The following is a 19,478-nucleotide window of genomic DNA, read 5'->3' on the forward strand; positions in this document are numbered from 1 at the left end:
ACCGCGCTCGGAGGGCGGAACCGCCGCCGAACCGGTAGGAACAGAGGGCATGACCCGCGTCGGCTTCCACAACTCGCACGAGCAGGTCCACCCGAGCGCGCTCCTCGCCGCCACGCAGCACGCCGAGCAGGCGGGCTTCGACGCGGCGATGTGCTCCGACCACTGGGCGCCGTGGAGCGTGCACCAGGGCCACTCCGGCTTCGCCTGGACGTGGCTCGGGTCGGCGCTCGCCACGACGCGGCTGCCGTTCGGGGTGGTGAACGCGCCGGGGCAGCGGTACCACCCGGCGGTCGTCGCCCAGGCCGCGGCGACCCTCGCCGCGATGTACCCGGGGCGGTTCTGGGTGGCCCTCGGGTCGGGCGAGAACATGAACGAGCACATCACCGGCGACCCGTGGCCCCCCAAGCCGGAGCGCGACGCGCGGCTGCGCGAGTGCGTGCAGGTGATCCGGGCGCTGCTCGCGGGCGAGGAGGTCACGCACCACGGCCTCGTCACGGTGGACCGCGCGCAGCTGTGGACCCTGCCGGAGGTGCAGCCGCGCCTCGTCGGCCCGGCCGTGACCGCGGAGACCGCCAGGGCGCACGCCGACTGGGCGGACGGGCTGGTCACGGTCAACCAGGACCTCGACACGCTGCGCCGCGTGGTCGGGGAGTACCGGGACGCCGGCGGGCGCGGGCCGGTCGCGCTGCAGGTGCACGTGTCGTACGCGACCGACCCGGACGAGGCGTGGCGGCTGGCGCGCGAGCAGTGGGCCGGCAACGCCGCGGGGCCGCCCGCCGCCTGGGACCTCGCGACCCCGGAGGCGTTCGACGAGCTCGCGGCGACGGTGGACGACGAGACGCTCGGCACCGCCGTGGTCGTCGAGCACGACCCCGAGCGGCTGCGGGACCGGCTGGTCGAGCTGGTCGAGGTCGGGTTCGACGAGGTGTACCTGCACCAGGTCGCGACCGACGTCCGGCCCGACCACGGCAAGCACGACGACGCGACGCCGACCGTGACCCGCCCGCCGTCGTCGCTGGACGCGTTCATCGACCTGGCCGCGGAGCACCTGCTGCCCGCGCTGCACGCCGTCGGGGCCGGCACCGGGGAGGACGCGGCATGAGGATCCGCGACACGGGCGACCTCTGGTGGAAGAGCGCGGTCGTGTACTGCCTCGACGTCGAGACGTACATGGACTGGGACGACGACGGCACCGGGGACCTGCCCGGCCTGGTGCAGCGGCTCGACCACCTGGCCGACCTCGGCGTCACGTGCCTGTGGCTCATGCCGTTCTACCCGACGGCCGACCGGGACGACGGCTACGACATCACCGACTTCTACGGCGTCGACCCCCGCCTCGGTGACGCCGGCGACCTCGTCGAGCTGATCCGCACGGCCCGCGACCGCGGGATCCGCGTGATCGCCGACCTCGTGGTCAACCACACGTCCGACCGGCACCCCTGGTTCCGCTCGGCGCGCAGCAGCCCCGACAGCCCGTACCGGGACTTCTACGTGTGGCGGACCGACGAGCCGCCGCCCACCGGGGACCAGGTGGTGTTCCCCGACCAGGAGACGGGCATCTGGACGTACGACGAGCGGGCGGAGGCCTGGTACCGGCACCGGTTCTACCGGCACCAGCCGGACCTCAACACGGCCAACCCCGCCGTGCGGGACGCCATCGCGAAGGTCGTCGGGTACTGGGCGCAGATCGGCCTGTCGGGGTTCCGGGTGGACGCCGTGCCGTTCATGCTCGCGGACACCGCGAACGCCCCCGGCGACGACATCGAGCACCCGCACGAGTTCCTCAAGGCGCTGCGCTCGTTCCTGTCCCGCCGCACCGGCGACTCGATCCTCATGGGCGAGGTCAACCTCCCGTACGAGGAGCAGCGGCTGTTCTTCGGCGACCAGGACGGCGACGGCGACGCGGAGGGCGACGAGCTGACGCTGCAGTTCGACTTCGTCCTCATGCAGCAGATGTACCTGGCGCTCGCCCGGCAGGACGCGGGGCCGCTCGCGCAGGCGCTGCGGGACCGGCCCGAGATCCCGCACGACGCGCAGTGGGCGACGTTCGTGCGGAACCACGACGAGCTGACGCTCGACAAGCTCAGCGACGACGAGCGGGCCGAGGTGTTCGCGGCGTTCGGGCCGGACGAGGACATGCAGCTCTACGGCCGCGGCCTGCGGCGCCGGCTGCCCCCGATGCTGGACGGCGACCCCCGCCGCGTGCGGATGGTCTACTCCCTGCTGTTCACGCTGCCGGGCACGCCGGTGCTGTTCTACGGCGAGGAGATCGGCATGGGCGAGAACCTCGCCGCCGACGGCCGCCTCGCCGTGCGGACGCCGATGCAGTGGACGTCCGGCCCGAACGGCGGGTTCTCGGCCGCGGCGCCCCGGCGGCTGGCGGGACCGGTCGTGGAGGGCGGCTTCGCGCCCGAGCACGTGAACGTCGCGGACCAGCGGCGCGACCCGGACTCGCTGCTGGCGTTCGTGCAGCTGCTCGCGCGCCGGTACCGGGAGTGCCCCGAGCTCGGGTGGGCGGAGCGGGCGGAGATCCTGGACCAGCCGCACGCCGCGGTGCTCGCGCACCGGTGCACGTGGCAGGACGCGTCGATGGTCGCGCTGCACAACCTCGGGCCCGAGGCGGTGACCGTGCCGCTGCGGCTGCGGGACCTCACGCGCCCGGCCGGTGAGGCGGGGCCGGCGGACGACACCGCCTCACGGGCGAGCGGCGACGCGGACGACCGCCCGGTGCGGCTCGTCGACCTGCTGGAGGACGGGGCGTGCGAGGTCGGGCCGGACGGCCGGGTGGAGCTGGAGCTGCCGGCGTACGGGTACCGGTGGCTGCGGGTGGTGCAGCCGGGGTCGCGCCGGCTGCTGTGACGCGCCGCCCGGGCGGTCAGCGCCGGGTCACCGACCACCGGCCCGCGGCGAGGTCGACGAGCCGCGGCAGGATGACGTCGCCCGCGGCGCGCAGGCCGTCGTGCAGGTACTCGTTGGTCACCCAGACCTGCGCGTTGCCGACCCGGCCCGCGGTGCCGAGCGCGAAGTCGAGGTCCACGTACGGGTCGTCGACGTACTGCACCGCCGCGAGCGGCACCTCGTTCGCGGCGAGCCGGGCGGGGTCGTACAGCGCGGGCCACGACGTGCGCGCCGCGAGCGCCTCCGCGGCCCCCTGGAACGGCCGCAGGGCCCGCACCTCAGCGAACATCCACGGGAACACGGCCTCCCCCGTGAGCCCGAGCGGGCGCGCGGCGGCGTCCATCCCGGGCTGCCGCTCCAGCTCCGCCTGCGCCGCCCAGCCGCCGGCGCGCTCCCCCTGGTGGTAGATGACCTCCTGGAGCACCGCGTACAGCGGGTTCGCGTCGAACCCGGTCTGCGCCTGCACCGCGAGCGCGGTCGCGTCGTCCGGCACGCCGTCGTCGTCGACGTCCAGGGTGTCCAGCAGCCAGTGCAGGGCGTCGACCCCGGTGCTCATGCCCAGCGGCATGCCGAGCGTCTGGAGCCGGCGGACCGTGAACCGGTCGCCGTCGGGCAGCCGGACGTCCCCGGCGGCGAGCCGGTCCGCGAGCGCCCCGAGCCGCGCGACGTCGTCCGGGTAGCGCCGCGCGAACGCCGCGACCCGGGCCTGCTGCCGCGGGAACGTCCGGGCGTACACGTCCTCGGCGGTCGCGGTGATCCCCGGCAGCCCGCCGGTGACGTAGCAGGCGGTGAGCGCCTCCGGGTGCCGCGACAGGTAGGTCAGCGTGAGGAACCCGCCGTACGACTGCCCGAGCGTCGCCCAGCGCCGCCCGCCGAACACGTGGTGCCGCACGGCCTCCGCGTCCTCGACGATCGCGTCGGCGCGGAAGCACGCGAGGTAGTCGGCGAGCTGCTCCCCCGTCGCGAAGCGGGCGGCGGTCCGGCCGTCCACCCGCGACGACCGGCCCGTCCCCCGCTGGTCCAGCAGCACGACGCGGTGGGTGCGCAGGGCCGTCGACCACCACCCGCCGCCGAGCGGACGCGGCCCCATGCCGCCCGGACCGCCCTGGAGGAACAGCAGCAGCGGGAGGTCCTCGGCGTCCCGCGCGGGGTCGACGAGCTCCCGCGCGAACACCTCGATCGCGGGGAACCGGCCCGGGTCCGCGCGGTCCACGGGCACCTCGACGCGGTGGTCGCGGACCAGCACGGGAGGCACGAGGAGGGTGCCGGGCGTGCCGGTGGGATCAGCGGTGGGCTCGGTGGTGGCGCGCGGCTCGGTCACGTCCAGCACCCTAGGCGCCCCCGCCGCCCGACCGGCCGCGGGACGGTCCGGGGACGGCCGTGTTTCCGCCGCGTCAGCCGGGCCGGGCGGGCGTAACACCTGCGTGAACTTCGTCCGCGCCGCCTTGTCGCCGGCTCGCGCCCCTGCCGACACTCGGCTCGGACGCCGGGGCGGGTTGCCCCGGCGGAGCGGGGGGCTGGGCATGACGACGGACGACGCACCGGGCAGCACCGGACTGGCCGACCCGGGTCCGCCGGGGCGCCTGACCGTGGGCGCGCCCGCACCGGCGTGGCTGCACGAGGCGCTGACGGCGGCGTGGGGCTGGGACCCCGCCGAGACCGAGGTGGCCCTGCTCGGGCTGTCGCACAACGCGACGTTCGGCGTCCGCGTGCGGGGTGTCCCCGTGGCCGTCACCCGCGTCGCTGCGCCCCCGTACATGGACGACACCGCGGTGGTGGAGTCGGAGGTCGCGTGGGTCGCGTCGATCGCCGGCACGGGCGCCGTGCGCGTGCCCACGACCATCGCCCCGCTCGACGGGCGGACCGTCGCCCTCGTGGCCGACGAGCTCGACCGGCACTGGGTCTGCCACAGCGCGACGTGGGTCCGGGGGACCGTGGCGGACGACGCGACCGCACCGGTCGAGCTGCACCACCGGCTGGGCACGACCGCCGCGGTGCTCCACGAGCACGCCCTCGGCTTCGCCCGACCGCGCGGCTTCGTGCGCCCGGCGTGGGAGCCGGCGGACCTGGTCGGGCCCGGGAGCCGGTGGGGTGCCTGGGAGGCCGCCTGCCTGCCCCCCGCCGACCTCGCCCTGCTGGCCCGGGCCCGCGACGCGGCGCTCGACGCGCTCCACGACGCCTCGCGCGCGCCCGACGCCTGGGGGCTGGTCCACGCCGACCTGCGCCCCGGCAACGTCCTGCTCGACGGGGACGACCTGACCGTCATCGACTTCGACGACTCCGGCTTCTCCTGGTTCGTGCTCGACCTCGCCGCCGCCCTCACCGGCGTCGAGCACCTGCCCGACGCCCCCGAGCGCGCCCAGGCGTGGGCCGCGGGCTACCAGGAGGTCCGCCCGCTGACCAGCGCGGACGAGCGGACGGCGTGCGCGCTGTCCATGCTGCGCCGGCTCCAGGTGCTCGGCCGCACCGCCACCGACCCCCGGGGCGGGCCGTCCGGCGCGCTGCGGGCCGAGCAGCCCGCGGGGTCGGTGCTCGTCGCGGAGCGGTACCTGCGGTCGCCGACCTGGCTGCTGCGCTGACGCGGAGGGGGGCGGGCGCCACCGGGGTGGAACCATGGGGGCGGTGACCCCCCTGCTGCGCGCCTGGCGCCCGACCGACGCGTCCGCGCTGCACGACGCGGTGGCAGCCGACCCGTCGCTCAGCCGCCAGCTCGGCGGCGCGGAGCTGCCCGACGTCGCGGACTGCGCCGACCTCATCGCGACGCGCCTGGCCGCCACCGGCCCCGGGGGCCACCACCTCGCGGTGACCGTGGACGACGTCGCGGTCGGCGACATCGGTCTCAGCGCCCTCGACCGCGTCCACGACACCGCGTGGGTGTCGTACTGGCTCGCCCCGGAGCACCGCGGCCGCGGCCTCGCCACCCGGGCGCTGGAGGCGGTGGCACGGTGGGCCCTGGACGACCTGGGGCTGTTCCGCCTCGAGCTGGGCCACCGCACGAACAACCCGGCGTCCTGCCGGGTGGCGACCCGGGCCGGGTTCGTCGCCGAGGGGGTGGAGCGGGCGAAGCTGCGCTACGGCAGCGAGCGCTTCGACGTGGAGACGCACGCGCGGCTGGCGACCGACCCGCGGCCGGAGGTCGAACCGCTGCCGCTCCGGCCCGGGGTCGCGGGTGGAGCGGGCCGTCCCCCGCACGGTGACGGCGCGCCGGGGCGGTGAGCCCCGGGCCGGTGGACGCCACGGCGCGCAGGTCGCGCAGCGGTCGCCGACTCCTCCCCAGGTGTCGGGGCGGTGCACGGTCCCCCGTCCGGGCGGCCGCGCCGCGCCGACGGCACGCCGTGAGGGTCAGGATCGGCGTGCCGCGGCCCGACCACCCCTGGAGGACACCGCCATGACGAGCACCGCCAGCCCCACGCCCGCGGCGTACGCGGCCAGGTCCCGCCACGCGAACGTGGTCCCCAGGACGAACGCCGCCGGCGGGCACCGGTCGACGAGCAGCGCCGGGCCACCCGTCGCCTGCGCCGCCTCGACGACCCAGCAGAGCACGACCGCCGCGACCGCACGGCGCCGCAGCGCCCACCGGGGAGCGGCGACCGACACCAGCAGCAGCACGAGCACCGCGTACAGGGCGTCGCCCAGCACGTCGGCCGCGGCGCCGGAGCCCACCCGAGCCGTCACGAGACCCGCGGCGACCACGGGCCCGACGGCGAGCGCGGGGCGGCGCCGGCCACAGCGACCGGCGGCGTGCGGGGCCGGGGGTGCGGCGGGTCCACCGGGCGCCTCGGGTGCGGCGGGGGTGACCGGCGCGGTGCGGGTGGTCGGCGCGGCGCGGGTGGCCGGCGCAGCGGGCGTGGCCGGCGCTGCGGGGGCAGCGGGTGTCGCCCGTGTGTCGGGCGTCCCCCGTGTGTCGGGCGTCCCCCGTGTGTCGGGCGTCGCCCGTGTGTCGGGTGCAGCGGGGCGGGTCATGGCACCTCCGCGGGTCACGCTAGGGAACCCTCCGTCGTGGCGGGCGTCGCGGACGGGCAGGTCGCGGGCGGGTGCCGTGTGGGTGCGGTGTGCGACCGTTCCGCCGTGACACCCTCCCCCACCCGGCCTCCACGACCCCCGGCGCGGCGCGCCCCGCGCGCACGACGCGGACACGGACCTCGAGGCGGGAGGCACCTGGGCTGGGTGTGGCTCGTCCTCGTCGTCGCGGTGGCCCTCGGCGCGGGCGTCCCGGCGTGGTCGCAGGCGCAGGACGCCGGCCGGTTCCCGGTCACGCAGCAGGACCTGGAGCGTGCCCGGGCGGAGCTCGACGCGCTGCCGGTGAAGGGCCGAGCGCCCCGCACCGGCTACGACCGGGACCGGTTCGGCCCCGCGTGGGCGGACGTGGACCGCAACGGGTGCGACACCCGCAACGACGTGCTCGCACGGGACCTGACGGACGTGACGTTCGAGCCCGGGACGCACGACTGCGTGGTGCTGTCCGGGACGCTGGCCGACCCGTACAGCGGGGCCACGGTCGCGTTCGAGCGCGGGCCCCGGAGCGCGGACGTGCAGATCGACCACGTCGTCGCCCTCTCGGACGCCTGGCAGAAGGGCGCCCAGCAGTGGGACGCCGAGCGGCGCCGGCAGTTCGCGAACGACCCCGCCAACCTGCTCGCCGTGGACGGCCCCACCAACGGGGCCAAGGGGGACGGCGACGCCGCCACGTGGCTGCCGCCGAGCACCGGTTACCGCTGCGCGTACGTGGCCCGGCAGGTCCGGGTGAAGGCGGCGTACGGGCTGTGGGTCACGCGCGCCGAGCACGACGCGATCGACCGCACCCTCGACGGCTGCGTGGTCGCGGACTGAGCGGGGCTCAGAGCAGCGGCCGCTGCAGGATCCAGGACCCCCCGAGCACGAGGGCGCCGACGCACACCACCAGGAACGCGCCCACCCAGAACCCGCCCGGCAGCGGCGTCAGCCGGGCCAGCGCGTCCGCGTCGGAGGTCCCCCGCCCGCGACCGCGCCGCCGCTGCGCCTGCATCTCCAGCACCGCCCGCGGCGCCCCGAGCAGCAGGAACCACGTCACGGCGTACGCGACGGCGACCTGCACCGCCGGCGTCCCCCACCACGTCACGCCGACCAGGGCCACGCCCGTGACCAGCACCGCCCACAGGCCGTACCAGTTGCGGATCTGCACGAGCACGAGGGCGAGGGCCACCACCAGGCCCCACAGCAGCCCGACGGCGTAGCCGCGCCCGAGCACCCACGAGGCGGCCAGCCCGAGCACGGCGGGCCCGACGTACCCGGCGAAGGCGGTCGCGACCATCCCCGGGCCGCGGGGGCGCCCCACGGAGACGGTCAGCCCGGAGGTGTCGGAGTGCACGCGCATCCCGGAGAGCCGGCGCCCGAACAGGACGGCGACCAGGGCGTGCGCGGCCTCGTGCACGATCGTCAGCAGGTGCCGCGACAGGTGCCACAGGGTCGGCACCGCCAGGCACAGCAGCGCCACGCCCAGCGTGCCGAGCAGCACCGGCAGGCCGGGCGCCGGCTGCACGGTGGTCGCACGGTCCCAGATCTCGCCGGGCAGCCCCCCCAGGTCGTCGAGCACGGCGGTCACAGCTCGTCGAGCGTGAGGTCGTCCAGCTCGACGGCGAGGTGCACGCCGTCGGCCTGCACGGTCGCGGCGGTGACCCGGGCGCCGGCCGGGAGCTGGTCCGTGAGGCGGAGCTCGGTGATCCGGGAGGCCAGCCCGTCGGGCAGCACGCCCGCGTCGATCGTCAGCCCGCCGAGCGTCGCCGACTCGATCGCAGCGGTGACCCCGTCGGCCCCCGCGGCGGCGAGCGTCAACGTGACCGCCGCGGGGACGCCCGCCGCCTCGCCCTCCGCGACGAGCCGGTCGCCGTCGACGCGCAGCGCCAGGTCCCAGCCGGTGCGCTCGCGCAGCAGCTCCGCGAGCGCCGCGGTCGGGACGGTGGCGGTGGCGCGCACGTGCTCGGCGCCCCGCGGCTCCCGCACGGCCACGCCCGTGGCCGTGATCCGCAGGTCGGTCACGTCGAGCCCGCGCAGCGTCGCGGTGGCCGCTCGCACGCGCACGTCGTCGAGCGCACCGCGGGCCAGCTGCGTGAGGAACGGGAAGCCCTCGACGGTGACGTGCACGTCGGTGGCGGAGGTCTTCTGCCGCACCGCGTCGGCCGCCACGTCCTCCGCGACGCCGCGCGTCACGCGGTCCGCGAGCAGCGTGCCGCCGACCAGCAGCGCCAGGGCCAGGACGAGGCCGACGACGCAGCCGATGCGCCGGCGACGCCGGACGGGGGTGGTCTGCACGGCCCCGAGCCTACGAGGCCGCCCTGCGTGCGCGCGGGGATCCCGCGTCCGGTTGCGGGGTCCCGTGCCTCCGCCTTGACTCGGTGGGGCAGGGGCAGCGGAGCGACGGGAGCGGACGCATGGGCATCGGGGACTTCGTCGACAAGGCCAAGCGGGCCGTGGCCGGCAACGAGGACAAGATCGCGGGCGCCATCGACAAGGCCGCCGACGCGGTGAAGTCGCGCACGTCGGACTCGACCGACGCGAAGGTCGACCGCGCGGCCGGGAAGGCGCGGGAGCTGCTCGAGAAGCAGAAGCGCGACACCGGGGAGGAACCGCCCCGGCACCACACGGAGCGTCCCGACCCGCCGGCGCTCTGAGGCGGCGCCGGTGACGTCGCGACCCGTCCTCCTGGTCCTCCACGGCGCACGGGGCGATCTCGCGCGCCGCATGGTCTACCCCGGCCTGGCCGAGCTCGCGCAGCGCGGCCTGCTCCCGGAGCGGTGGCTGCTGCTCGGCACCGGTCGCCGCCCGACCGACGAGGTGGACCTGCCCGCCCTGGTGCACGAGTCTCTCGCGGAGCACGGCGACGACGACCACGCCGGGCTGCTCGACGACCACGTGCGGTACGCCACCACGTTCGACGAGGACGACCCGGGCGACCTGGTGGACGCCATCGGCGAGGCCCGCCGCGAGCTCGCCGGGGACGACGGCGAGGTGGTCGTCGTGCACTACCTGGCGGTCCCGCCGTCGTCGTTCGCGCCGATCACGCGCGGGCTGCGGCAGCACGACCTCGCCGACGGCGCCCGCGTGGTCTACGAGAAGCCGTACGGCACGTCGCCGGAGTCGTTCGACGAGCTGGACGCCCTGGTGCACGAGGTGCTCGACGAGGACCAGGTGTTCCGGATCGACCACTTCCTCGGCAAGGAGGCGACGCAGAACCTGCACGTGCTGCGGTTCGCGAACGAGCTGTTCGGGGGCGTCTGGAACCGGCAGCACGTCGCCGAGGTGCAGGTCGACGTGCCGGAGACGCTGGACGTCACCGACCGCGTGGACTTCTACGACGAGACCGGCGCGGCCCTCGACATGGTCGTGACGCACCTGTTCCAGGTCGCCGCCGAGGTCGCGATGGAGCCGCCCGCGCGGATGGACGCCGCGCACCTCGCGACGGCGCGCGAGCACGTCATCGGCTGCTTCCGGCCGCTCGACCCGGTCCGGGACGTCGTGCTCGGGCAGTTCGAGGGCTACCGCGACGTCGACGGCGTGGCGGAGGGCTCCCGGACCGACACGTTCGTGGCCGCGCGGCTGTGGGTCGACAACGACCGCTGGCGCGGGGTGCCGTTCCTGCTGCGCACGGGCAAGCGGATGGCGGTGTCGGCGCAACGCGTCACCCTCGTGCTCCGGACCCCGGACGAGCTGTTCGGCGAGCCGACGGGCCCCGGCCGCATCAGCCTGTCGCTGTCGGGGGACGGGGCGATCGACGTCACGACGACGGTGAAGCAGCCCGGCGCCGAGCTCCGGCTCGCGACCGGCACCGCGTCGCTGTCGCTGGACGACGTCTCGCCGGGCGAGCCGCTGCCGCCGTACGCGTCGCTGCTGCACGACGTGCTGGCCGGGGACCGCACGCTGTTCACGACGCCGCAGGGGCTGCGCGCGGCGTGGGAGGCGTTCGCGCCGCTGCTGGGCCCGGACCGGCCGGAGCCGGAGCCGTACGCCCCGGGCACGTGGGGGCCCGCCCGGGCCGACGCGCTGGCCGGCCCGGACGGGTGGGTCCTCACTCGTAGCTGACGGCGTCCAGCACCTTCATGCGGGCGGCCCGGGTCGCGGGCCACAGCGCGGCCAGCACCCCGACCACCACGGCCAGCGCGAGCATCCCCAGCAGGTTGCCCCACGGGATGACGAGCTCGGAGAGCCCGTCGCTCGCGTAGACGGTCGGCAGCGCGGAGGCCAGGGCGACCCCGACCCCGAGCCCGACGACCGTCCCGAACACCGCCGTGAGCACCGACTCGACGGTCACGGTCCCGGCGAGCTGCAGCCGCCCGAGCCCGACCGCGCGGAGCAGCCCGATCTCCCGCGTCCGCTCGATGACCGACAGGGCGAGCGTGTTGACGATGCCGAGTACCGCGATCACGACCGACAGGCCGAGCAGCGCGTACAGGATGACCAGCACCTGGTTCACCTGGTCGGCGAGGGTCGACACGAACTCGTCCTGCGTCATCACCGAGACGACCACGTAGGGCGAGACGGCGGCCGCGACCGCGTCCTGCAGCTCGGCGACGCCGACGCCCGGCGCCGCGTCGACGAGCACCGTGTCGATGCTCTGCTGCTCCGCCGGCACGAGGTCGTCGAGCACGGCCGTGGGCACCACCACCGGGGCGCCGACGACGTTGCTCGAGAAAACGGCCCCGACGCGGACGTCGTGGTCGCCGGTGAGACCCTGCACCGTGAGCGTGTCGCCCACCTGCCAGCCGTGCGTCTCGGCGTCGGACTCCTTGACGATCGCGCCGCCGTCCGCGAGCGCGGCGGAGACGTCCCCGTCCACGGTCTCGACGTCGATGGCGCGGTCGAACAGGTCGGCCGCGAGGCCCGCGACGTACACGACGGCCTGGTCGTCGCCGCCCTGCTCCCCGACGGGCAGCGGGGCGAACGCGAACGGGTCGGCGGTCCCGACCTCCGGCAGCGCCTCGACGTCCGCGACCGCGCCCGCGGGCACCTCACGCGTCGCCGACTGCAGCACCAGGTCGCCGTGGAGCTGCGACTCGACCACGCCCGCGACGGACTCCTGCGTCGACACCGCGATCACCGACACCCCGCCGACGAGCGCCATGCCGACCATGAGCGCACCCGCGGTGTTGGCGGTGCGCCGCGGGTTGCGGACGACGTTCCCGCGGGCGAGCCGGCCCACGGGGCGCAGCAGGCGGACGAACGGCCAGGCCAGTGCGCCGACGACCCACCGGGCGAGGGACGGCGCGAGCATGAGCACCCCGAGGAGCACCGCGGCGGCGCCGACCCCGAGCACGGTGCCCGCGGCGTCGGACTCCGGCCGCACCATGGCGGTGACGACACCGGCCACACCGAGCGCCGTGAGCACGGTGCCGATCACGGCGCGGACCCGCATGGAGCGCTCGGGCACCGTCACGTCGTCACGCATCGCCTCGACGGGCGGCACGAGCGCCGCGCGCCGGGCCGGCACCGCCGCGGCCAGCACGCTGACCACGGTGCCGACCACCAGCGAGACGCCGATGGTGGCGCCGTCGACCGGGATCTCCCCCGCGAGGTCCATGCCGACCGCCTCGAGGCCGACCTTGAGCACCTGCACGAGCCCCAGGCCGCCGGCGACGCCGACCGCCGACCCGAGCAGGCCGACGACGGCCGCCTGCACGAGGATCGACGCGAACACCTGCAGGGGCGAGGCGCCGACCGCGCGCAGCAGCGCGAACTCCCGCATGCGCTGGCGGACGGACATCGCGAACGTGTTGGAGATGATGAACGCGCCGACGAACAGCGCGATGCCGGCGAACACGAGCAGGAACGTCGTGATGAAGCCGAGCATCTCCCCGATCTCGGCCTTGTTCTCGTCGCGCAGCTGCTGGCCGGACACGGCCTCGAGGTCCGACGGGACGACCTGCCGCACCTCGGCGACGAGGTCCTCAGGCGTGGTGCCGTCCGCCGCGTAGACGGCGATGTCGTTGACGTTGCCGTCCGGGGCGAACAGCCCGTAGCCGGTGTCGGGGTCCACCACGACGATCGTCGCGCCGGCCATCGGGCCGCCGAGGTCGAACGAGCCGACGATCGTCACGTCGGTGACCTGCCCGGCGATCACCGCGGTCGTCGAGTCGCCCACGTCGAAGCCCGAGGACTCCAGGGTGTTGGTCTCCAGGGCGACCTCGCCGGCCCGCTCCGGCCCGCGACCCTCGACCATGTCGATCGACGGGTCGTCGGTGACGTAGGGGAACGCGAAGCTCGGCGCCTGCGTGCTCTGCACGGCGGTGCCGTCGGAGCCGACCAGGACGATCGAGCCCTGGATCTCCGGGATCGCGTGCGCGACGCCGTCCAGGTCCGCGATCTCGGTCGCGAGCTCGCGGGGCACCCCGGCGCCGACGGACGAGCCGTCCGTCACCGACGCGCCCTCGGCGGGCGGGACCCGCACGTACGCGTCGCCCGGCGCGGCGGCGTCCACGATCCCGTCGAAGGTGGAGGACATCATCTCGCGCAGCGAGAAGGTCCCGGCCACGAAGGCCACGCCCAGCGCGACCGCGAGCAGGGACAGCAGGAACCGGACGAGGTGCGCGCGGATGCCTCTCAGCGCGACCCGGCCCATCAGCGCACCCCGTCGGCGACACCCGCGGCGGCGGGGGCCGGCCGCAGCGACGTGAGCGTGGCGAGGACGGACTCCGGCGTCGGGTCGGTGAGCTCCCCGACGAGCCGGCCGTCCGCGAGGAACAGCACCCGGTGCGCGTAGGACGCGGCCGTCGGGTCGTGCGTGACCATGACGACGGACTGCCCGAGGCCGTCGACCGAGCGGCGCAGGAACCCGAGGACCTCGCCGGAGGACGTGGAGTCGAGGTTGCCGGTCGGCTCGTCCGCGAACACCACCGCCGGGCGGGAGACCAGGGCGCGCGCGCAGGCCACGCGCTGCTGCTGGCCGCCGGAGAGCTCGGTGGGCTTGTGGTCCAGGCGGTCCGCGAGACCCACGGCCTGCACGACCGCGTCGAGGTGCGCACGGTCGACCGGGCGGCGGGCGATGTCGAGCGGCAGCGTGATGTTCTCGAGGGCCGTGAGCGTCGGCACCAGGTTGAACGCCTGGAACACGAACCCGAGCCGGTCGCGGCGCAGGCGGGTGAGCTGGCGCTCGTTCATCGCGCTGACCTCGAGGCCGTCGACGACGACCGAGCCCGCGTTCGCGCGGTCCAGGCCGGCCATGCAGTGCATGAGGGTGGACTTGCCGGAGCCGGACGGCCCCATGATCGCCGTGAGCTCGCCCCGGGCGAAGTCCACGTCGACGCCCGCGAGGGCGTGCACGGCGGTGTCGCCCGATCCGTAGGTCTTCACCAGACCGCGGGCACTCGCGATCGGCGTGGCGTCGGTGGAAGTCATGATCTCCAGTTCCTGTGTGTCGGATGTCAGCAGGACGATCGTGGCCCGGGTGGTGGTGCGGGGGGCATCCGGGACCACCCTGGTCCACCCCTGACCGACCCCCGGGAGATCGGGGCCGCGACCCTGAGTGTGCAGGTCAGGAGGGTGCGGGGACTGGGTCGGAGGGCCCGCGCCGCGTGCCGCGGTGGCCCGCCCCGCGGGCGTGACCGACCCCGGATACAGTGTGGCGCACGTCACAGCGGACGCCTAGGCTGGTGGGCGGGGTGCTCCGATGCCGTGGTCCCTGCTGTTCTGGTTGCTCGCGCCGTCGCTGGCGTTCGTCGTCGTGCTCGCGCTCGTGCCCGGCGGCGAGCCGTCGCCCCGGCGGCGGGCGGTGCAGGCGCGCCTGCGGGCGGGCATCGCCGGACAGCTCGACCGGGTCGCCGCGCGGGTCCGGCACGGGCGCGCGGTGCCGGAGCCGGACCCCTTCGACGCGCTGCACGTGCAGCTGCGGCTGGGCATCGTGACGCAGCACCTGCAGCGGCTGGAGGCCGACCCGCACGCCTGGGCCCGCGCGGAGCGGATCATCGCGAGCCAGCTCGCGTACGACGCCCTGCTCGCGGACGCGTGCCGGCTGGCGGGGGTCGAGGTGCTCCCGCGCGCGAAGGGCGACCCGTGGGAGCGGATGCGCGAGGAGGTCGAGCTGGCGGCCCGCGGCTGGACGTGGTGACCGACGACCGGTGCGGCGGGGCCGTGGACAGCCCCGCCGCACCGTCGCGGGCGCCGCCCCGGGGACCGCCCCGGCCACCGACGGCACGGCCGGGCGGCTCAGCCGGCGACGACCGTGAGCGTGCTCGAGCCGTCGGGTCGGCGGCGCACCTCGATCCGCTCGGCCACCGCCTGCTTGAGGGTCTCCACGTGCGACACGACGCCGACGACCCGGCCGCCGGCACGCAGCCTGCCGAGCTCGGCGAGGACGGCGTCGAGCGTGTGCGGGTCGAGGGTGCCGAAGCCCTCGTCGATGAACAGGGTGCCGAGCTCGACCCCCCCGGCCTCGGCCGTGACGACGTCCGCCATGCCGAGCGCGAGGCACAGCGAGACGTAGAACGTCTCGCCGCCCGACAGCGTCCGCGGGTCCCGGGCCGACCCCGTGGTGTGGTCGACGACGCGCATCGCGAGGCCGGTGCGGCGGCTGCGGACGTCCTCCCGCTCGTCGGACCGCTCCAGCTCGTAGCGACCGTCGGACATCTCGCGGAGCCGCTCGTTGGCCGCGGCCACGACGTCCTCGAACCGGCGGACCAGCACGTACGTGGCGAGGGAGAGGGCGGCGGCGTTGTCGGCGTCGGTGCCACCGGCGAGACGGGCCATCCGCAGCACGGGAGCGGCGTCGCGCTCCGCGGCCGACAGGGACGCGACCCCCTCGGTGACACGGTCGGCCGCCTCGGTGGCGCGGTCGAGGCGGTCGCGGACCGACCCGTGGGCGGCACCGGCCGCGTCGGCCGTCGCGAGCGCCTCCGCGAGGGCGGACTCGAGCTCCGCCAACCGGATCGCCAGCGCGTCCGGCCCCTCGTCCCCGAGGTCGGCGAGCTCGGGGTCGCGCAGCCCCTCCTCGACGAGCGCGACGGCGGTGCGGTGCGCCTCGACGGCCCGCTCGACGGCCGCGACGTCCCCCGAGGCCGCGACGGCCGCGCGGGCCACGTCCTCCGCGGTCGCCCCGACAGCGGAACCCGGCCCCGCACCCGAACCCGGCCTCGCAGCCGACCCCGCGGCGGCCACGAACCCGTGCTCCGCGAGCAGCAGGCGGAGCTCCGCCTCGCGGTCCGCCGCGACCCGGCGCGCCTGGGCGTGCCGTGCCAGGGCGTCGCGCACGGCGTCCGCGGCGTCGACGCGCGCCTGCTCCGCTCCCTGCCGCGCGACGACCGTCGGGTGGCCGGCGCGGGCCTCCGCGACCTCGGCGGTGTCCCGGTCGAGCTCCTCCTGCGCACGGGTGAGCGCGTGCGCCGCCTCCGCGAGCTCGTCGGCGAGGCGGGACCGGCCCGCGCGCAGCTCCTCGGTGACACGGTCGTGGTCGGCCAGGGCATCCCGGAGCCGGTCGCGCGTCCCGGCGGCGGCGCGCGCCTCCGCGAGGAGGGTCCGACGGCGCCCGACCTCGTCCTCCGCGTGCCGCTGCAGCGCCGCGAGGTCCCGCAGGGAGGTCGTGGCGCCGACCCGCTCCCGCAGCGCCGCGCAGCGCTCGGTCAGCGCGACGACGGCCGCGTCGCGCTCCCGCACATCCGCCTCCGCGGCCCGGCGGCGCTCCTCCGCGGCGGCGACGTCCTCCTCGCGCACGTGGTCCGCGCCGAGCGGCGCGGGTCGGGGGTGCTCCGCCGCGCCGCACACCGGGCACGGCTCGCCGTCCGTGAGCCCGGCGGCGAGCTCGCCGGCGAAGCCCTCGAGCCGGGCGGTCCGCAGGCGCGCCTCCTCCTGGACCGCGACCCCGGCCACGGCGGCTGCGCCCGCGCGCTGCCGGGTCGCCTCCGCGAGCTCCCCCTCGGCCGCCCGCAGGTCGCGCACGGCGGCGAGCACCGCCTCGGCGTCCGCGACGTCACGGGCGCGCGCGGGCTCGGTCGCGGCGAGCGCGGTCGCGTCGTCCAGCTCGACGAGCAGCGCCTCCCGTTCGGCCGGACGGGCGGCGAGCACGTCGTCGGCATCGGCGATCGCCTGCTCGCGCGCCGCCTGGCGCTCGCGCAGGCGGTCGAGCTCCCGGCGGCGGGCCGGCAGCCCGTCCTCCAGGGCGACGACCCGCCGCAGCGTCGCGACGACCGCGGCCCCGGCGTCGCGCTCCGTGGCGAGGGAGTCCGGCAGCGTGGCGTCGGCCAGGGCGACATCGGTGTCCGCGGGCGCCAGCCCCTCCGGTGCGGCGTCGAGCGCGGCGCGCAGCTCCTTCTCGGCGCCCGCGGACGCCGCCCGGGCCTCGTCGAGCCCGCGCAGCGCCGGCCGCACGACCGCCGCGCGGCGGGCCCGGTCGAGCCGCTGCAGGTCCTCCGCGTGCCGGCCGGCCGCGGCGGCGAGCCGCTCCTGCTCGACCTCCAGCGAGGTACGGCGCCGGACGAGCCGCAGCCGCCGCGCCGCCTCGTCGGTGGCGGCACGGACGGTCGCCGCGCGCCTGCCGGCGGACCGGGCGGCCTCCTCCGCGGCCGCGGCTCCCGCGCGGAGCACGTCCAGCCGCTCCGCCACCAGCGCGGACACCGCCGCCGGGTCCTCCGCGGCCGCGGTGCGCAGGTCGGCGACGCCCTCGTCGTCCGCGCCGGACGCACCCGCGAACCGGGCGGCGGACTCCTGGACCCGGGCGCGCGCGTCCGCGACGGCCCGGGAGGCCTCGCGCCCGAGCTCCTGGAGGCGCTGCTGCAGGCGGTCGTAGACCTCCGTGCCGAAGATCCGCTGCAGGAGGCCGCGGCGCTGCTCGGGGTCGGCCCGCAGGAACGCCGCGAACTCGCCCTGCGGCAGCACCATGGTCTGGACGAACTGCGCGCGGTCGAGGCCGACCACCCGCGCGAGCTCGGCCCCGGCCTCGTCCAGCCGGGTCGACAGGAGCTCCCCGTCCGCGTCGTCCGGCACGCCCGAGGCCGGCACCGCCGTCAGCCGCCAGAGCTTGACCGTCGCCTGCTGGCGCACGGTGCCGGAGCCGCGGCGCTTCGGCCGGTCGTACGCGGGAGTGCGCCGCACGCGGTAGACGCCCGCCCCGGTCTCGAGCACCAGGTCGACCACCGTCTCGACGTCCTCCGCCGCGAACGCGGAGCGGAGCCGGTCCTCGCTCGCGGCGGCGGAGGCGACCTTGCCGTACAGCGCGAACACGACGGCGTCGATGACGGTCGACTTGCCGGCGCCGGTGGGGCCCTCCAGCAGGAACAGCCCGCCCGCGGACAGGGCGGCGAAGTCAACCGTGTGCCGACCGGCGAACGGTCCGACGGCCTGCAGCGTGAGGGTGTGCAGCCGCATCAGGCGCTCCGCTCCGCCGCGACCGCGTCCTCGTACGCGCGCCGCAGCACGGCAGCCTCGGCGCCGGTCGGCGGCGCGCCCGTCACGTGCGCCACGAACTCGGCTGCGACCTCGAGCGGGTCCCTGGCCGCCGTCACCTCGCCCGCCGTGCCCGCCGCGGCGCGCGCGGGCGGACGGTGCTGCACGACGAGGGCGTGCGGGAACCGGCCGCGCACGCGGGCGTAGAGGTCGGCCGGCCGGTGGTCGTCCGTGACCGTGACGCGCACCCAGTCGTCCACGTGGGGCTCGCCCGCCTCGCCGAGCAGGTCCGCGAGCGTGCCGGTGACGTCCGCGAGCCGGCGCGGCACCGGGGCCGGGACCAGGCGCACCCGCACCGGCCCCTCGGGCGCGAGGTCCACCAGCGCGGTGGACTTGGTGTGGCGCGCCTCCGAGAACGAGTACGCCAGCGGCGACCCGGCGTACCGCAGCACCGTGCGGGCGTCCGCGTCCCCCACCCGCTGCGGGCCGTGCAGGTGCCCGAGCGCGACGTAGTCGACGCCGTCGAACACCGCCGTGGGCGCGTGGTCGACGCCCCCGACGCGGATGTCCCGCTCGGACTCGCTGGCGGCACCCCCGACGACGAAGGCGTGCGCCAGCACCACCGAGCGCGGCGCGGTGCGGCCCGCGGCCTGGGCGTCGGCGGTGCGCGCGGCCAGGTCGGCCCGCACCCGGTCCATCGCCGCGCCGAGCACCGCCGCGTGCGACCGCGCGAGCGGCTCGTCCCCGGGCGCGAGCGTGCGGCGGGCGGCGTCGGGGTCGAGGTACGGCAGGCCGTAGACGAGCACGTCGCCGTCCGGCGACGGGAGCACGACGGGCCGACCGACCTGGTCGGCGCGCGCCACCACGCGGACGCGCTCGGTCAGCAGGTCCGCGCCGAAGCCCAGGCGGACGGCGGAGTCGTGGTTGCCCGGGGTCAGCACGACGACCGCGTGCTCCGCGAGCCGGGCCAGCGCCGCGGAGAGCTGTGCGACCGACTCGACCGGGGGGATCGCCCGGTCGTAGACGTCGCCCGCCACGAGCACGGCGTCGACCTGCTCGTCGCGCACCACCTCGACCAGGTGGTCGAGGAACACCTGCTGGTGCGCCGTCAGGTCGACCCCGTGCAGGGTCCGCCCGAGGTGCCAGTCGGAGGTGTGGAGCAGGCGCATGCGTCGAACGTAGCCGCGGGCACCCACACCGGTCGCCAGGCACCCCGTCGCCTGTGGAGGGACGGCGTGGCG

General features: G+C 76.7%; 16 protein-coding genes. 8 read left to right on the forward strand and 8 right to left on the reverse strand.

Annotation, left to right across the window (positions count from 1 at the left end; all coding sequences use genetic code 11):
- The first annotated feature begins 49 nt into the window (after positions 1-49).
- Both P9841_RS10400 and P9841_RS10405 read left to right on the forward strand, forming a co-directional pair.
- Positions 50-1,102, forward strand: a complete 1,053-nt coding sequence (locus P9841_RS10400) for a TIGR03885 family FMN-dependent LLM class oxidoreductase (RefSeq protein WP_283318621.1) — start codon at positions 50-52, stop codon at positions 1,100-1,102.
- Complete coding sequence (locus P9841_RS10405; RefSeq protein ID WP_283318622.1) at positions 1,099-2,859, forward strand: alpha-amylase family protein; 1,761 nt, start codon at positions 1,099-1,101, stop codon at positions 2,857-2,859. Before P9841_RS10400 ends, P9841_RS10405 begins: the two co-directional genes overlap by 4 nt.
- 16 nt (positions 2,860-2,875) lie before the next feature.
- Here P9841_RS10405 and P9841_RS10410 read toward each other — a convergent pair whose 3' ends face one another.
- Positions 2,876-4,219 carry an alpha/beta fold hydrolase gene (locus P9841_RS10410; RefSeq protein ID WP_283318623.1) on the reverse strand — a complete coding sequence of 448 codons (1,344 nt, stop codon included), beginning with the start codon at positions 4,217-4,219 and terminating at the stop codon, positions 2,876-2,878.
- Between the two features lie 202 nt (positions 4,220-4,421).
- Between P9841_RS10410 and P9841_RS10415 the strand changes: the two genes are divergently transcribed.
- Positions 4,422-5,477, forward strand: a complete 1,056-nt coding sequence (locus tag P9841_RS10415; RefSeq protein ID WP_283318624.1) for a phosphotransferase enzyme family protein — start codon at positions 4,422-4,424, stop codon at positions 5,475-5,477.
- A gap of 43 nt (positions 5,478-5,520) precedes the next feature.
- Positions 5,521-6,114 carry a GNAT family N-acetyltransferase gene (locus P9841_RS10420; RefSeq protein WP_283318625.1) on the forward strand — a complete coding sequence of 198 codons (594 nt, stop codon included), beginning with the start codon at positions 5,521-5,523 and terminating at the stop codon, positions 6,112-6,114.
- A gap of 126 nt (positions 6,115-6,240) precedes the next feature.
- Here P9841_RS10420 and P9841_RS10425 read toward each other — a convergent pair whose 3' ends face one another.
- Complete coding sequence (locus P9841_RS10425; protein ID WP_283318626.1) at positions 6,241-6,591, reverse strand: DUF2809 domain-containing protein; 351 nt, start codon at positions 6,589-6,591, stop codon at positions 6,241-6,243.
- Between the two features lie 474 nt (positions 6,592-7,065).
- Here P9841_RS10425 and P9841_RS10430 point away from each other — a divergent pair, with 474 nt between their 5' ends.
- Complete coding sequence (locus P9841_RS10430; protein WP_283318627.1) at positions 7,066-7,728, forward strand: HNH endonuclease family protein; 663 nt, start codon at positions 7,066-7,068, stop codon at positions 7,726-7,728.
- A gap of 7 nt (positions 7,729-7,735) precedes the next feature.
- On the opposite strand, the gene P9841_RS10435 is transcribed toward P9841_RS10430, so the two are convergent.
- Together P9841_RS10435 and P9841_RS10440 are read right to left on the reverse strand one after the other, a co-directional pair.
- Positions 7,736-8,479: a M50 family metallopeptidase gene (locus P9841_RS10435; protein WP_283318628.1), complete on the reverse strand. Its 744-nt coding sequence runs from the start codon at positions 8,477-8,479 to the stop codon at positions 7,736-7,738.
- Positions 8,476-9,186, reverse strand: coding sequence for an LmeA family phospholipid-binding protein (locus P9841_RS10440; protein WP_283318629.1), 711 nt, complete (start codon positions 9,184-9,186; stop codon positions 8,476-8,478). Before P9841_RS10440 ends, P9841_RS10435 begins: the two co-directional genes overlap by 4 nt.
- A 119-nt stretch (positions 9,187-9,305) precedes the next feature.
- Between P9841_RS10440 and P9841_RS10445 the strand changes: the two genes are divergently transcribed.
- A complete protein-coding gene (locus P9841_RS10445) occupies positions 9,306-9,545 on the forward strand; it encodes an antitoxin (protein ID WP_283318630.1) in 240 nt (79 codons plus the stop codon).
- 10 nt (positions 9,546-9,555) lie between these two features.
- Positions 9,556-10,953: a glucose-6-phosphate dehydrogenase gene (locus tag P9841_RS10450; RefSeq protein WP_283318631.1), complete on the forward strand. Its 1,398-nt coding sequence runs from the start codon at positions 9,556-9,558 to the stop codon at positions 10,951-10,953.
- Here the strand turns inward: P9841_RS10450 and P9841_RS10455 are convergent.
- Complete coding sequence (locus P9841_RS10455) at positions 10,940-13,486, reverse strand: ABC transporter permease (protein ID WP_283318632.1); 2,547 nt, start codon at positions 13,484-13,486, stop codon at positions 10,940-10,942. The genes P9841_RS10450 and P9841_RS10455 overlap by 14 nt on opposite strands.
- The gene (locus tag P9841_RS10460) at positions 13,486-14,262 is read right to left on the reverse strand and encodes an ABC transporter ATP-binding protein (protein ID WP_283318633.1); all 777 of its coding nucleotides are present in this window, start codon (positions 14,260-14,262) and stop codon (positions 13,486-13,488) included. Before P9841_RS10460 ends, P9841_RS10455 begins: the two co-directional genes overlap by 1 nt.
- Before the next feature lie 271 nt (positions 14,263-14,533).
- Between P9841_RS10460 and P9841_RS10465 the strand changes: the two genes are divergently transcribed.
- Positions 14,534-14,971, forward strand: a complete 438-nt coding sequence (locus P9841_RS10465) for a hypothetical protein (protein WP_283318634.1) — start codon at positions 14,534-14,536, stop codon at positions 14,969-14,971.
- A 98-nt stretch (positions 14,972-15,069) separates the two neighbouring features.
- On the opposite strand, the gene P9841_RS10470 is transcribed toward P9841_RS10465, so the two are convergent.
- Positions 15,070-18,219 carry an AAA family ATPase gene (locus P9841_RS10470; protein ID WP_283318635.1) on the reverse strand — a complete coding sequence of 1,050 codons (3,150 nt, stop codon included), beginning with the start codon at positions 18,217-18,219 and terminating at the stop codon, positions 15,070-15,072.
- Positions 18,219-19,406 (reverse strand): exonuclease SbcCD subunit D, encoded by a 1,188-nt coding sequence (locus P9841_RS10475; protein WP_283318636.1) that lies wholly within the window; start codon positions 19,404-19,406, stop codon positions 18,219-18,221. The genes P9841_RS10470 and P9841_RS10475 overlap by 1 nt, the downstream gene beginning before the upstream one ends.
- Between the last annotated feature and the right edge of the window lie 72 nt (positions 19,407-19,478).

Source organism: Cellulomonas sp. ES6 (genome assembly GCF_030053835.1).
In the GTDB taxonomy this organism is placed as follows: Bacteria; Actinomycetota; Actinomycetes; order Actinomycetales; family Cellulomonadaceae; genus Cellulomonas.